14 protein-coding genes are annotated in these 13,948 nt (G+C 64.0%); all 14 read left to right on the forward strand.

Annotated features, from left to right (window positions below):
• Positions 1-93 precede the first annotated feature (93 nt).
• The 14 genes from ACYG9Z_RS25490 to osmF all read left to right on the forward strand — a co-directional run bounded on the left by ACYG9Z_RS25490 (position 94) and on the right by osmF (position 13,815).
• Entirely contained in the window at positions 94-1,131 is a 1,038-nt protein-coding gene (locus ACYG9Z_RS25490) for an enoyl-CoA hydratase/isomerase family protein (protein WP_023682399.1), read from the forward strand.
• Positions 1,128-1,550: a DUF6163 family protein gene (locus ACYG9Z_RS25495; protein WP_023682398.1), complete on the forward strand. Its 423-nt coding sequence runs from the start codon at positions 1,128-1,130 to the stop codon at positions 1,548-1,550. The genes ACYG9Z_RS25490 and ACYG9Z_RS25495 overlap by 4 nt, the downstream gene beginning before the upstream one ends.
• A gap of 203 nt (positions 1,551-1,753) precedes the next feature.
• Positions 1,754-2,269 (forward strand): transcriptional regulator LdtR, encoded by a 516-nt coding sequence (ldtR, locus tag ACYG9Z_RS25500; protein ID WP_023672997.1) that lies wholly within the window; start codon positions 1,754-1,756, stop codon positions 2,267-2,269.
• Positions 2,270-2,647: 378 nt separating this feature from the next.
• Positions 2,648-3,901, forward strand: a complete 1,254-nt coding sequence (locus ACYG9Z_RS25505; protein ID WP_023752011.1) for a L,D-transpeptidase family protein — start codon at positions 2,648-2,650, stop codon at positions 3,899-3,901.
• 183 nt (positions 3,902-4,084) lie between these two features.
• Entirely contained in the window at positions 4,085-5,731 is a 1,647-nt protein-coding gene (locus ACYG9Z_RS25510) for a Na+/H+ antiporter (RefSeq protein WP_023752010.1), read from the forward strand.
• A gap of 171 nt (positions 5,732-5,902) precedes the next feature.
• Complete coding sequence (gene glyA, locus ACYG9Z_RS25515; protein WP_023669349.1) at positions 5,903-7,216, forward strand: serine hydroxymethyltransferase; 1,314 nt, start codon at positions 5,903-5,905, stop codon at positions 7,214-7,216.
• Positions 7,217-7,296: 80 nt separating this feature from the next.
• Complete coding sequence (locus ACYG9Z_RS25520; protein ID WP_023682395.1) at positions 7,297-7,881, forward strand: invasion associated locus B family protein; 585 nt, start codon at positions 7,297-7,299, stop codon at positions 7,879-7,881.
• A 138-nt stretch (positions 7,882-8,019) separates the two neighbouring features.
• Entirely contained in the window at positions 8,020-8,514 is a 495-nt protein-coding gene (nrdR, locus tag ACYG9Z_RS25525; protein WP_023682394.1) for a transcriptional regulator NrdR, read from the forward strand.
• Between the two features lie 2 nt (positions 8,515-8,516).
• Positions 8,517-9,647 carry a bifunctional diaminohydroxyphosphoribosylaminopyrimidine deaminase/5-amino-6-(5-phosphoribosylamino)uracil reductase RibD gene (gene ribD, locus ACYG9Z_RS25530; RefSeq protein ID WP_023682393.1) on the forward strand — a complete coding sequence of 377 codons (1,131 nt, stop codon included), beginning with the start codon at positions 8,517-8,519 and terminating at the stop codon, positions 9,645-9,647.
• Between the two features lie 12 nt (positions 9,648-9,659).
• Positions 9,660-10,277: a riboflavin synthase gene (locus ACYG9Z_RS25535; RefSeq protein WP_023682392.1), complete on the forward strand. Its 618-nt coding sequence runs from the start codon at positions 9,660-9,662 to the stop codon at positions 10,275-10,277.
• A gap of 242 nt (positions 10,278-10,519) precedes the next feature.
• Complete coding sequence (gene ribH / locus ACYG9Z_RS25540) at positions 10,520-11,014, forward strand: 6,7-dimethyl-8-ribityllumazine synthase (protein ID WP_023682391.1); 495 nt, start codon at positions 10,520-10,522, stop codon at positions 11,012-11,014.
• Entirely contained in the window at positions 11,011-11,511 is a 501-nt protein-coding gene (gene nusB / locus ACYG9Z_RS25545; RefSeq protein ID WP_023682390.1) for a transcription antitermination factor NusB, read from the forward strand. Before ribH ends, nusB begins: the two co-directional genes overlap by 4 nt.
• Positions 11,508-12,725 carry an MFS transporter gene (locus ACYG9Z_RS25550; RefSeq protein ID WP_023682389.1) on the forward strand — a complete coding sequence of 406 codons (1,218 nt, stop codon included), beginning with the start codon at positions 11,508-11,510 and terminating at the stop codon, positions 12,723-12,725. The genes nusB and ACYG9Z_RS25550 overlap by 4 nt, the downstream gene beginning before the upstream one ends.
• A gap of 178 nt (positions 12,726-12,903) precedes the next feature.
• Complete coding sequence (gene osmF, locus ACYG9Z_RS25555) at positions 12,904-13,815, forward strand: glycine betaine ABC transporter substrate-binding protein OsmF (protein ID WP_023682388.1); 912 nt, start codon at positions 12,904-12,906, stop codon at positions 13,813-13,815.
• Positions 13,816-13,948: the final 133 nt, after the last annotated feature.

The raw sequence follows: 13,948 nt of genomic DNA on the forward strand, positions 1-13,948 counted from the left end.
TTGCGAAAATCCAAACCGCGCCCGCCGGTTGACGCACCCATGCGCCACCTTTAGCACTTCAGTCCCGCAGGCGCGGGGAGGGATTCTCTGACGATGGTTTTTGGCGGCGGCGACAAGATCCGCTTCGAACGGTTGGGCAAGGCAGGCGTCGTCACGCTGACGCGGCCGCAGGCGCTCAATGCGCTGACACATCGCATGATCAAGGCGCTGGACAAGGCGCTCGACGCTTTTGAGCGCGACGTCGGCATCGATGTCGTCGTCGTCAAGGCCGAGGGCAGGGCGTTTTGCGCCGGCGGCGACATCATGCACGTCTACGAGGCCCGCGCCGGGAAGCCGCCGGTCGAGTTCTTCGCCGACGAATACCGGCTCAACGCCCGCATCAACAGTTACAAAAAGCCCTATGTCGCGCTGATCGACGGGATCGTTATGGGCGGCGGCGTCGGCATCTCTTTCCACGGTTCGCAGCGTGTGCTGACCGAGAACGCCCAGTTCGCCATGCCCGAAGTCGGCATCGGTTTCTTCCCCGATGTCGGCGGCAGCCATCTTCTGCCTGACCTTGGCGGCAGCTTCGGCATGTATCTGGCGCTGACCGGCAACCGCATTCGCTATGGCGATGCGCTGTGGTCTGGCCTGGCCACCCACACCATCAAGGCCGCCGACCAGGCTGCCTTTCTCGATCGGCTCTGCGCCAATGGCGATCCGGAATCGGTGCTGCGCGGCTTTTTCGTGCCGGCCAGGCGGGAGACCGGCCAGCCGGTGCTGGAAGCCATTGCCCGGCATTTTTCCCAACCCTCGCTCGCCGAAATCCTCGAGAGCCTGGAGCGCGCGGCAGGCGCCGACGAGTTTGCCGCCAAGACGCTGGCCACCATCCGCACCCGCTCGCCGACCAGCCTCAGTGTCGCGTGGCGCCAGATCAGCGCCGGGCTGACGCTGTCGATGGAAGCCTGCATGAAGATGGAGTTCCGCATCCTCAACCGCATGCTGGCCGGGCACGACTTCTATGAAGGCATCCGCGCCGTCCTCGTCGACAAGGGTTCGACGCCGCAGTGGCGGCCGGCAAGCCTGGCCGAGGTCGACGCTGCTTCGGTGGACGCCTATTTCGCGCCGCTCGAACGGGAACTCGAACTGTGAGCGAGGTCACGTCGCGGCGCATCGTGCTGCAGCCCTCGGGTGTCGAGATCATCTTCGCCTGGTTCCAGCGCGTCATAGCGGGCTATTGCCTGCTGTTCGGCATCCTGTACTGGATCCGGCTGATCGGCTTTTATCCCGGCCCGCTGTGGCGCTTCGACCTGATGCCGGTGCACTGGCAGGTCGTGGCGGTGATGCTGGCCGTGTTCTTCCCCTTCGCCGCCGCCGGCCTCTGGATGCTGGCGTCGTGGGGCCCGGTGATCTGGTTCATCTGCGCGGTGACCGAGACCATCATGTATGCCGGCTTCCCCGATCTGTACGGCCACCGGCCGCTGATCGTCTTCTCGCATGCCGCGGTGGCGCTGCTCTACATCGCCTTCCGCGTCGTTATCTGGATGCGCAAGCGCCCCGCGCGCGCCTGAAACGCCGCCCCGCAGCCATTGGGTAAATCTTTAGGTTAATTATCCTTGCTCGGGTGACCGTTCGTTAAGCGTCTTGCGAAACCTATTACCGGTAAGCTCTTGTTAGCCCTAGCGTTTAAGTCGAATTTTATGAGTATTCGATAGTGTCGCAATCAAGGTGAAAAACAAAAAATCACCAGGGCGACAAACGAGAGGCAAAGACAATGATCAATTCGCGTCCGGCGGCGAAGACCGCCAACGTATCCGACGATCGCCGCGAGGCTATCCGTTCGCTTTACATGGAATCGCTGCAACTGGTGGAGCGTCTGCATCGCCGTCTGCTTGACGTGATCAAGGACGAGTTCGACCGCAACGGCCGTTCCGACATCAATGCCATCCAGGCGCTGCTTCTGTTCAATATCGGCAATTCCGAACTGACCGCCGGCGAGCTGCGCTCGCGTGGCTACTATCTCGGCTCGAACGTCTCCTACAATCTGAAGAAGCTGGTCGATCTCGGCTTCATCAACCACCAGCGCTCGCGCATCGACCGCCGTTCGGTCCGCGTTTCGCTGACGCCGAAGGGCAATGAAGTGGCGGAAGTCGTCGCCGGTCTCTATGAGCGCCATGTCGGCTCGATCGAACAGGTCGGCGGCATCAACAGCGAAGAGTTCAAGCAGATGAACCGCGCGCTGCAGCGCCTCGACCGCTTCTGGAACGACACGATTGCCTACAGGATGTAATCAGCGGGCCATTGAATAGCAGCTGCGCCGGAAGAAGCGCGGCCGGAGGAAAGTCTCAGCCAACAGGCCGGTGCCGAAAAGCACCGGCCTTTTCTTTTCGAGCCGCCGGCGCTTCCAAATTCGGCGCAAAGCCACGTTGCCGCCATATTCGCGGTGGAAGCGAGGGGTGTGGGTATGCGGCGGCGAAAGCTGTTCGCGCGCCTGTAACGTCGCATCGCCGTCCGCTTTTTACGGCCAGGTGACGCAGGTCATGGTTGGCTAATTCTTAACAATGCCAACTTTAAAGTGCGGGCGATATCGCCCAAAATCGAGCACGTAGCCGAACGCTGCAACAGCCAAACGCTACAAGCCAACACGACAAGAATGTCTGGAACGTCCATGAGAACCAGCCGCCGCTTTTTCCTTTCCGGAGCTTCCGCGCTCGCCGTTGCCATGGTTGCCAATGCCGCCAGCGCGCAGGATGTGATCGACGATATCCTGAAGTCTTCGAACCGTGGCAATTGGGACGACCAGTTCGACGCCCGCGCCTCAAAAGGCGGCAAGGTCGCCTCGACGCTGCCGATCTTCAGCCTACAGACGGTCGCCTTCACCGAACAGGCTGTGGCGCAGTATCAGAACATCGTCGCCCAGGGCGGCTGGGGCGAGGTGCCGGCGACAAAGAAGCTGCAGCTTGGCGTCGACGATCCGGACGTGGTGCCGCTGCGCAAGCGGCTGATGGTTTCGGGCGATCTGGCGCAGAGCGCCGGCATTTCGACGTCGTTCGATTCCTACGTCGACGCCGCGGTCAAGCGCTTCCAGGCGCGCCATGGCCTGCCGGCCGACGGTGCCATGGGCAAGTACACTTATGCGGCGATGAACGTTTCGGCGCAGATCCGCCTCGGTCAGCTGCAGACCAATCTGGAGCGCTTGCGCGAAAAGGCCGGCACGCTGGGCAGCCGTTATGTGCTGGTCGATATCCCGGCGGCACAGATCGAGGCGGTCGAGAACGATCGCGTCGTGCTGCGCCACACCGCAATCGTCGGCAAGATCGACCGCCAGACCCCGGTGGTCAATTCCAAGATCAACGAGATCATCGTCAATCCTTACTGGAACGCGCCGGTCTCGATCGTGCGCAAGGACATCATTCCGCTGATGCGGAAGAACCCCGACTATCTCAAGGACAGCCATATCCGGCTGTTTGCGCCTGATGGCAGCGAAGTCGATCCGATGACTGTCGACTGGTCGACGGATGATGCCGCGAAATACCGCTTCCGCCAGGATCCGGGTTCCGGCAACGCCATGGCCTCGGTGAAGATCAACTTCCCCAGCCCCGACGGCGTCTACATGCACGATACGCCGCAGCAAAGCCTGTTCGGCAAGATGATGCGCTTCGATTCCTCGGGCTGCGTGCGTGTCCAGAACGTGCGCGACCTCGTCACATGGATCCTGCGCGACACACCCGGCTGGGACCGCCAGCATTTCGAGGCTACCATCAAGACCGGCGAGAACACGCCGGTGCAGGTCGTCAACCCGGTTCCGGTCCACTTCCTCTATGTGTCGGCCTGGTCGACGGGTCCGGGCGTCGTGCAGTTCCGCGACGACGTCTACGCGCTCGATGGCGCCAGCGAACTGCAGATCACCTCTTCGCTCTAGGTGCCTGAATTGTTTATGAAAAGGCCGCCGTGAGGCGGCCTTTTCCGTTCGACATCCCAACAGAAGAAGACTGGTGGCCGCCAGCCATGCAGGCCATGAACACTGCCGGACGTTGCGCCGCAGGCCCATCTGGACGGACTAACGGCAATTGCGCATGGTCCTCAAAACAGCCGGAATCGCGCCATGCAGGTCGCAATCTTCATCCTCGCCGTGCTGGTCTTCGTCGCTCTTTCCGGCGCACTGGTGCGGTTGGTTCGGGTGCCGCTGCCGGTGCTGCAGATTGCCATCGGCGCCGCGCTCGCATGGCCGGTGAAAGGCATCCATGTCGAGATCGACCCCGAACTCTTCCTGCTGGTGTTCATCCCGCCGCTTTTGTTCGGCGATGCCTATGGAGCGCCCAAACGCGAGCTGATCGCGCTGCGCGGACCGATCCTCGATCTGGCCATCGGGCTGGTCTTCTTTACCATTGTCGGCTTCGGTTATGCCTTGCACTGGTTGGTGCCGAGCATCCCGCTGGTCGTCGCCTTCGCGCTCGCTGCCGTGCTGTCCCCGACCGACGCCGTGGCGGTGTCCTCGATCGTCGACAGAAGCCTGGTGCCGGCGCGGCTGATGCATATTCTGGAAGGCGAGGCGCTGCTCAACGACGCCTCGGGCCTGGTCATGTTCCGCTTCGCCGTCGCCGCCGCCGTGACCGGCAGCTTTTCCTTCGCCGATGCATCGCTGAGCTTCGTTTATGCCGTCGCCATCGGCATCCTGGCCGGCATCGCCGCGTTGTTCATCGCCGCCAGGCTCCTGCAGCTTCTGAATCGCATCGGCGGCGTTCCGGCCGAGGCGCAGGTTCTGGTCATGGTCCTGCTGCCCTTCATTGCCTATCTCGTCGCCGAACATCTGCATGCCTCAGGCATTCTGGCGGCGGTCACCGCCGGGCTTTTGACCGGCGGCTCCGGCGTCTTCCGCTTCCTCGGCGTCTCGGCGCGCATGCAGACGATCTCGCTGTGGACGACCTTGTCCTTCGTCTACAATGGCGCGCTGTTCATCGTGCTCGGCATGCAGCTTCCCGAAATCATTCGCCGCGTGCCGCCCGAACTGACTGGCCATTACCCGATCATCCAGCCGGTCGCGACGGTGATTGCGCTGACGCTGTGCCTGATCGCGCTGCGCTTCCTCTGGATCTGGGTCGGCGACATCGCGGCAGGCCTCAAGGCAAAATGGGGAAAGCGCAAGGCCGAGCCGTTCGGGATGCGTGTGCGGCTTGCCGGCTCGGTGGCGGGCGTGCGCGGCGCGATCACGCTGGCCGGCATCCTGTCGCTCCCGCTCGCCATGCCGGACGGCTCGCCTTTTCCCGCGCGCGACCTGGTGATCTTCCTCGCCGCCGGCGTCATCATCTGTTCGCTCGCCATCGCCAGCGTGGCGCTGCCGAAGATAGCGCGCGGGCTGGTCGAGCCGGGCGAGGATGGCAGCGCCATCGAGGAGCGTCTCGCCCGCATCGGCGCCGCCAAGGCGGCCATCGCCCGCGTCGAAAGCATGGCGGGCGCCAGCGACGACGACCAGGGCGAGGTGCCCGGCGCCAGGCTTGCCGCCGCCGAAAACATCGTCGCCGGCTACCGGCGCCGGATCGCCACCTCGGACGAGGCCGACGACGCCCGGGCAGAGGCCCGCGAAGCCGGGCGGCTGGAGCTCGAAATGCGGCTTGCCGGCATCGAGGCCGAGCGCATCGCCGTGCGCGACATGTTAAGCAGCGGCGCGATCAACGACCATACGGCGCGGGCGCTGTTTACCGAGATCACGCTCACCGAAGCCTTGCTGCAGGGGCGGCAGGAGCGAAAATAGCGGTACAGGGCCGCTCTGGCGCAATCCGGCCAGCAAATTTCGCGCTGCAAACGTGGCGAGGCGAAAACAACTGTGTTAATGGCGCGGCAATGCATGTCGCCCGGAACCGTGCAGCGGTTTCGGGGCAACGATATGCATAGATAAATGCCCCGAACCGAAGGATTTCAGGCCATGGCAACTGCAGCGGCAGCGTCGAACAAGTTCGAATCCTTCTTCGAAACCACGCTGGAAGATGCCGATCCGGAGATCTTCGGCTCGATCCGCAACGAGCTTGGCCGCCAGCGTCACGAGATCGAGCTGATCGCCTCGGAAAACATCGTTTCGCGCGCCGTGCTCGAGGCGCAGGGCTCGATCATGACCAACAAATACGCCGAGGGTTATCCGGGCAAGCGCTATTATGGCGGCTGCCAGTTCGTCGACGTCGCCGAGGAACTCGCTATCGAGCGCGCCAAAAAGCTGTTCGGCTGCAACTTCGCCAATGTCCAGCCGAATTCCGGCAGCCAGATGAACCAGGCGGTCTTCCTGGCGCTGCTGCAGCCGGGCGATACCTTCATGGGCCTCGACCTGAACTCCGGCGGCCACCTGACGCACGGCTCGCCCGTCAATATGAGCGGCAAATGGTTCAAGGTCGTTTCCTATGGCGTGCGCAAGGACGACCATCTGCTCGACATGGACGCGATCGAAAAGACCGCGCATGAGACCAAGCCGAAGCTGATCCTGGCCGGCGGCACCGCCTATTCGCGCATCTGGGACTGGAAGCGCTTTCGCGAGATCGCCGATGCGGTCGGCGCCTATCTGATGGTCGACATGGCCCATATCGCCGGCCTGGTTGCCGGCGGCGTGCATCCGTCACCGCTGCCGCACGCCCATGTCGTGACCACGACCACGCACAAATCGTTGCGCGGCCCGCGCGGCGGCATGATCCTGTGCAATGACGAGGACATCGCCAAGAAGATGAACTCGGCGGTTTTCCCCGGCCTGCAGGGCGGGCCGCTGATGCATGTCATCGCCGCCAAGGCGGTCGCCTTCGGTGAGGCGCTGAAGCCGAGCTTCAAACTCTATGCCGAGAGTGTCGCCGCCAACGCGAAGGCGCTGGCGTCGAGCCTCAAGGAAACCGGCCTCGACATCGTCTCCGGCGGCACAGACAACCATCTGATGCTGGTCGATCTCAGGCCCAAGAACGCCACCGGCAAGCGCGCCGAGGCAGCGCTCGGGCGCGCCAACATCACCTGCAACAAGAACGGCATCCCGTTCGATCCGGAAAAGCCTTTCGTCACCTCTGGCGTGCGTCTGGGCACGCCGGCCGGCACCACGCGCGGCTTCGGCCAGGCCGAGTTCCGCGAGATCGGCAAGCTGATCGCCGAAGTGCTGGACGGGCTGAAGGTCGCCAATTCCGACGAAGGCAATGCGGCGGTCGAGGCGGCGGTGAAGGCAAAGGTCGTGGCGCTGACCGATCGTTTCCCGCTCTATCCCTATCTCGGTTGACCACCAGCGGCGCTTCGTCTTTTATCCCGCGCTCTGCGCGTCTTGCTGTCCGGGCGGCGCGGCCTGTTGGAGATCTGACGATGCGCATATTCCGTCCTGCCGTTCTGGCCTTCATCGGCTCGCTTGCCGCTTTCACCGCGTCAGGCGCGATAGCCCAGGAGCAGACGCAGCCGGGCACGGATATCCCGGCCACCAACACCTTTGGCAGGTGGACTACCATCATCGATGAGCTCGACACCGGCCAGGATTCGCACAAGACGTGTGCGGCCTCGACAGCCTTTGTCGACGGCAACGGCAATGCCGGCACGCTGACGCTTTCGATCTCGACTGGCGACGCCCTGCCGCCCGATGCCTATCCGGCGATCATGTTCACGATCGCCAACAAGGAGCTGCCGACCGGCAAGAAGATCGCCGCGACCTTTGGCGACCCCGGCGTCAAGGTTTCCGCGACCGTCTATTCCAATGATGCCGGCCGCCCGAGCTGGACCGTCGACAACCAGGCCAAGACCAGTCTCGCTTTGTTGCGTGCCATGCGCCAGGTCATCTCGCTCGATGTGACGTTCGGCAAGCAGGCTGTCGCCAGCATCCCGATGGATGGCTTCACCAAGGCCTACCGCAACCTCGGAACGTCCTGCGGCTTCCCGACCAAGGACGTCGCCCCCTGACATATCTGGCGCGGCTGGCAATTTTCCTCCCGCCTCGCTATCTCTGAGGGCGCGAGCGGCCGTTGCCGAACCTTTGCCGTCCCGGCAAAAACCTCTAAGCCTATCGTTCCGCCAGAATCGCCAATCCGAAGGCTCTCCATGCGCTGTCCCTATTGCCAGTCCGAAGATACGCAGGTGAAGGATTCGCGCCCCGCCGAGGATGGCGCCGCGATCCGCCGGCGGCGCGTTTGCCCCGATTGCGGTGGCCGTTTCACCACCTTCGAGCGCGTCCAGTTGCGCGACCTCGTGGTGGTCAAGAAGTCCGGCAGAAAGGTGCCGTTCGACCGCGACAAGCTCTTGCGTTCGGTGGAGATCGCGGTGCGCAAGCGCAATGTCGATCCCGAGCGCATCGACCGCGCCGTCACCGGCATCGTGCGCCAGCTCGAAAGCTCCGGCGAGACTGAAATCGCCTCGGGCGAGGTCGGCCGGCTCGTCATGGAAGCGCTGAAGTCGCTCGACGACGTCGCCTATGTCCGCTTCGCCTCTGTCTATCGCAATTTCCGTGAGGCCAAGGATTTCCACGATGTGCTGGGTGAGCTCAAAGGCGACGAGTTCAAGGGCGACGAGCTGAAGAGCGAAGAGGACGCCGGCTGAGCATGGCAACCCAAACGTCAGGGAAGGCCGATCAGCAGGCTCTCGATCGCGGTTTCATGGCGGCAGCGCTGAGACTCTCGCGCCGAAATGCCGGCCGCACCTCGACCAACCCTTCGGTCGGCACCATCATCGTTCGCGACGATGGCGCCGGGCCGATGATCGTCGGCACCGGCGTCACCGCTGTTGGCGGCCGGCCGCATGCCGAGACCGAGGCGCTGGCTCAAGCCGGCGAGTTGGCCCGCGGTGCCACCGCCTATGTCACGCTGGAGCCCTGCGCCCACCATGGCCGCACCCCGCCTTGCGCCAACGCGCTGGTCAATGCCGGAGTGGCGCGGGTCGTCGGCGCCGCCAGCGATCCCGATCCGCGCGTCTCCGGCAAAGGCTATGCCATCCTGCGCGCCGCCGGCATCGAAGTGGTCGAAAAGGTGCTGGCCGAGGAAGCCGCCGAGCAGATGGCCGGCTATTTGATTCGGTCCCTGAAAAAGCGCCCGGAAGTGATTCTGAAGCTTGCGCTTTCCAGCGACGGCAAGATCGGCAGGCACGGCGCCGGCCAGGTCGCGATCACCGGCGATATCGCCCGCCGCGAAGTCTATCTGATGCGCGCCGAAGCCGATGGCATACTGGTCGGCATCGGCACGGCGCTGGAGGATGATCCGGCGCTCACCGTGCGGCTGCCGGGGCTGGAGAACCGCTCGCCGGCGCGCATCGTGCTCGACCGCCAGATCAGGCTGCCGGAAGCCTCGAAGCTGGTCTCCGGCACCGACCGAGTGCCGCTCTATGTCGCCGCGAGCCTGGGGGCCGATCCGCTACGGCGGTCGGTGCTGGAGCGTGCCGGTGTGCGCTTCATCGGCACCGAAACCCATGAAGGCGGCGTGGCCTTGCCGGAACTGCTCGAGGATCTCGGCGCGCTCGGCATGGCCAGCGTTCTGGTCGAAGGCGGCGCCAAGGTGGCCAGCGCCTTCCTCGCCGAAGGACTGATCGACCGCATCGTGCTGTTCCAGGGGCCGGAAGCGATCGGCGAGGGCGGCATTGTATCGCCCGTCGACGCCAACCATATCCCGGCAGGCTTCCGCAAATTGCGCGAGATGCGCTTCGGGGAAGATGTCTATGCGGAATGGATAAGGGACCTCTAGGGATCAGCATCGATGTTTACCGGAATTGTCACCGATATCGGCACCGTCGCGGCCGTCAAGCCGCTGAGCGAAGGTGTCGGCCTGCGCATCGACACTGCCTATGATCCCGCGACCATCGCCATTGGCGCCTCGATCTCTTGCGGCGGCGTCTGCCTGACGGTCACGGCTTTGCCCGACGATGGCTCGAACGCCCGCTGGTTCGAGGTCGAAGCCTGGGAAGAGGCACTGAGGTTGACCACGGCGTCGGGCTGGAAATCAGGCACCAGGGTCAATCTGGAGCGGGCGCTGAAGATCGGCGACGAGCTCGGCGGCCACATCGTCTCCGGCCATGTCGATGGCATGGCCGAAATCGTCGAACGCAAGGACGAGGGCGATGCGGTGCGCTTTACGCTGGAGGCGCCGCGCGAACTGGCGAGATTCATCGCGCCAAAAGGCTCGGTCGCACTTGATGGCACCTCGCTTACCGTCAACAAGGTCGAAGGCACCCGTTTCGACGTGCTTTTGATCCATCATTCGCTGACCGTGACCACTTGGGGCGAGCGCAAGGTCGGCGACAAGGTCAACCTCGAGATCGACACCATGGCCCGCTACGCCGCGCGCCTAGTCGAGGCGGCGAAAGAGGGGCTTTGATGGCCGCAAGACTCACAATCGAACAGAAAAAGCGGCTTACGCGCAAAGCAATGGCCGATGTAGACGGGGGTCGTGTAGTGGATCACGAAGCTGTTCTCGTCTGGGCTGAAAGCCTCTGCAGCGAGTGCCCGCTACCGACGCCCAGCCCAAAGACGCGCTAGGCCAGGCTTCGCCTCCAGCAATCTTCCGCTTGCGATCAAACCGGCTTCGGCCTAAGTCACCGGCTACCCCCGGAGACATTTATGGCTGGCACATCCCAACACGGCAAAGCGTTCATTCGCCCGAAGAAGAAGGCCCACCTTCTGATCATCGAGGCGCGCTTTCATGACGATCTTGCCGACGCGCTGCTCGACGGCGCGACGAGCGCGCTCGACGAAGCTAGCGCGACCTATGACGTCGTCACCGTTCCCGGTTCGCTGGAAATTCCAGCCGTGATCACTTTTGCGCTCGACGGCATGGGCGAGGGCGGCAAGGACTATGATGGTTTTGTCGCGCTCGGCACCATCATCCGCGGCGACACTTATCATTTCGACATCGTCGCCAATGAATCGAGTCGCGCGCTGATGGATCTCTCGGTCCAGGAAGCGATTGCGATCGGCAACGGCATCCTGACCACCGAGAACGACGCGCAGGCCTGGACGCGCGCCAAGCGCTCGGAGGGTGACAAGGGCGGCTTTGCCGCGCGCGCGGCGCTGACCATGATCGCGCTCAAAGAGAAGCTGGGAGCGCAATCGTGAGCGAACCCGCTTCGCCCGGCCAGCCCGCGATACGCCACGCCAACAAGCGTGGCGCCGCCCGTCTGGCCGCCGTGCAGGCGCTTTACCAGATGGACGTGGCCGGCAGCGGCGTCTTCGAGATCACCGCCGAATACGAGGCGTTCCGGCTCGGCAAGGAAGTCGACGGCGCGCTTTATCGCGAGGCCGACGCGCAGTGGTTCCGCGCCATCCTGGCCGGCGTCGTCGAGAACCAGACGACCATCGATCCGATTATACGCCAGGCGCTGACGGAAGACTGGCCGCTGTCCAGACTCGATTCGACGTTGCGCGCAATCCTGCGCGCTGGCGTCTACGAACTGATGAAGCGCGACGACGTGCCGGTGGCCGTCATCGTTTCGGAATATGTCGACATCGCCAAGGCCTTCTACGAGGAAGACGAGCCGAAGCTGACCAACGCCGTGCTCGACCGTGTGTCGCGCCGGGTGCGGGGCGAGGGGCGCGGCAAGGACGCATTGTGACCGGCACCGTCCCCGGCGCAGCAAGGGAAGCGCGCCGCACGGCGATCATCCTGGCGACGTCGCAGGCGATTATCGGTTCGGCCGCGCCGATTGCCATTTCCATGGGCGGGCTGGCCGGGCAATATCTGCTTGGCCCCGATAAGTCGCTGGCAACGGCGCCAATCACCGGCTTCAACATCGGCGTGGCGCTCGGCGCGTTGCCGGCCGCGGCCATCATCCGCTGGCTCGGCCAGCGCGGCGGCTTCATGACCGGCACCATCGTGACCGCGCTTGGCGGCGTCATCTCCACGCTGGCACTGTTCCACGCCAGCTTCTGGCTGTTCGCTTTCGCGCTGCTGGTGATCGGCGTCGGCGGCGCCTTCGTCCAGCAGTTCCGCTTCGCCGCCGCCGATAATGCTCCGCCCGAATTCAAGGCGCGCGCCATTTCCTTCGTGCTGGCCGGCGGCGTCATCACCGCGATCCTCGGGCCGCAGATCGTCATCTTCACCCGCGAATTGCTGGCGCCGGTGATGTTTGCCGGCTCGTTCGTGGCCATTCCGGTTCTGGCGGCGGCCGGCGCCATCATCCTGTCATTCCTGCGCATCCCGGCCAAGGCTCCCGGCCACGCGGAAGTCGCGTCAAGCGACGCCCGGCCGCTGTCCGATATCGTCACCCGGCCGCGTTTTGTCGCGGCGCTGTTTTGCGCCGTCGGCAGCTATGCGCTGATGAGTTTCGTCATGACCGGCGCGCCGCTGGCCATGGTCGGCTGCGGCCTGTCGACAGACGACGCCACGCTCGGCATTTCCTGGCATGTGATGGCGATGTTTGCGCCGAGCTTCTTCACCGGATCGCTGATCCATCGCTTCGGCGCCGAACGCATCGTCGCCACCGGCCTGGTCCTGCTCATCGGCTGCGCCGCGGTGGCATTGTCCGGCCTGCATTTGTGGCAGTTCTGGACGGCGCTGATCCTGCTTGGCCTCGGCTGGAATTTTGCCTTCATCGGCGCCACCTCCATGGTCGCCGACAGCTACCATCCGTCCGAAAAGAGCAAGGTGCAGGGCTTCCACGACTTCGTCCTGTTCGGCTCCGTCGCCTTCGCCTCGCTAATGTCGGGCGCCATCTATAATGCCTGGGGCTGGGAGATGCTGAACTGGCTGGTTTTCCCGGTCGTCGCCCTCTGCTTCGTCGCCCTTGGCGCGCTCAAACTGACCGGATCGCGCAAAGCCCGCGCCTGATCCGGTTCTATCTTTGGCTTGGCACGACGTGTCAGCATGGCGGCGGCCGAAATCGCGGCGACCGCACAAAATTATTGCGTCTGTACCCATTGTTATGAAACCGTGTGCCCCGACGGGGCGTTGAAGCCATGCTCATATGCGGCCACCGCATTTCGGTCCAAAGCAAGGGGTTTTCACAATGTTTTCAGTCAAGATTCTGACCGGCGCGGCGTTGGCGCTCGGCATCACGGCCGCCTCCGCCAATGCCCAGGTGGTCGTCTCCTCGAAGATCGACACCGAGGGCGGCGTGCTCGGCAACATCATCCAGCTTGTGCTCAACGCCAACAACATCAAGACCACCGACCGCATCCAGCTCGGCGGCACGCCGGTGGTACGCAAGGCGATCACTGCCGGCGAGATCGACATCTATCCCGAGTACACCGGCAATGCCGCTTTCTTCTTCGAGAAGGCCGACGATCCGGTCTGGAAGGATGCCGCCAAGGCCTATGAGACCGCCAAGAAGCTCGACTATGACGCCAACAAGATCGTCTGGCTGTCGCCGTCACCGGCCAACAACACCTGGGCGATCGCGCTGCGCAAGGAGGTTGCCGAGACCAACAAGCTGGCGACCCTGACCGACTTCGGCAAATACGTCGCCGGCGGCGGCACGGTGGTTTTGGCGGCGTCGGCTGAGTTCGTCAATTCGGCGGCAGCCCTGCCGGCGTTCCAGACCACTTACGGCTTCACGCTGAAGCCGGAGCAGTTGATCACGCTTTCGGGCGGCGACACCGCCGCGACAATCGGTGCTGCCGCCAACCAGACCAACGGCGCCAACGCCGCCATGGTCTACGGCACCGACGGCGGCATCGCGCCGTCCGGCCTGGTCGTGCTCGCCGACGACAAGGGCGTGCAGCCGGTCTACCAGCCGGCGCCGATCATCCGCGAAGCGGTGCTGAAAGAGCATCCGGAGATCGAGACGCTGTTGAAGCCGGTGTTCGCCAAGCTCGACCTCGTCACGCTGCAGGAACTCAACGGCCGCGTCCAGGTCGGCGGCGAGCCGGTCAAGGGTGTCGCCGAGGACTTTTTGAAGAAGAACGGGTTTTTGAAGTAGTCAGCGCATAGCTGATCGTGACGCTGGTGCGAGACACCCCTCTCTGGAAGCTGCTGATCTCCCCCCTTGCGGGGGAGATGTCCGGCAGGACAGAGGGGGGTGCTGTCCCGCCGACCTCACAACCGGTAGCAGG

Source organism: Mesorhizobium sp. RSR380A (genome assembly GCF_054719385.1).

Bases quoted from the DNA above. Each gene is read 5' to 3' on its own strand.
- ACYG9Z_RS25490 (WP_023682399.1), top strand. From the start codon at position 94: ATGGTTTTTGGCGGCGGCGACAAGATCCGCTTCGAACGGTTGGGCAAG.
- ldtR (WP_023672997.1), top strand. From the start codon at position 1,754: ATGATCAATTCGCGTCCGGCGGCGAAGACCGCCAACGTATCCGACGAT.
- ACYG9Z_RS25505 (WP_023752011.1), top strand. From the start codon at position 2,648: ATGAGAACCAGCCGCCGCTTTTTCCTTTCCGGAGCTTCCGCGCTCGCC.
- ACYG9Z_RS25510 (WP_023752010.1), top strand. From the start codon at position 4,085: ATGCAGGTCGCAATCTTCATCCTCGCCGTGCTGGTCTTCGTCGCTCTT.
- glyA (WP_023669349.1), top strand. From the start codon at position 5,903: ATGGCAACTGCAGCGGCAGCGTCGAACAAGTTCGAATCCTTCTTCGAA.
- ACYG9Z_RS25520 (WP_023682395.1), top strand. From the start codon at position 7,297: ATGCGCATATTCCGTCCTGCCGTTCTGGCCTTCATCGGCTCGCTTGCC.
- nrdR (WP_023682394.1), top strand. From the start codon at position 8,020: ATGCGCTGTCCCTATTGCCAGTCCGAAGATACGCAGGTGAAGGATTCG.
- ribD (WP_023682393.1), top strand. From the start codon at position 8,517: ATGGCAACCCAAACGTCAGGGAAGGCCGATCAGCAGGCTCTCGATCGC.
- ACYG9Z_RS25535 (WP_023682392.1), top strand. From the start codon at position 9,660: ATGTTTACCGGAATTGTCACCGATATCGGCACCGTCGCGGCCGTCAAG.
- ribH (WP_023682391.1), top strand. From the start codon at position 10,520: ATGGCTGGCACATCCCAACACGGCAAAGCGTTCATTCGCCCGAAGAAG.
- osmF (WP_023682388.1), top strand. From the start codon at position 12,904: ATGTTTTCAGTCAAGATTCTGACCGGCGCGGCGTTGGCGCTCGGCATC.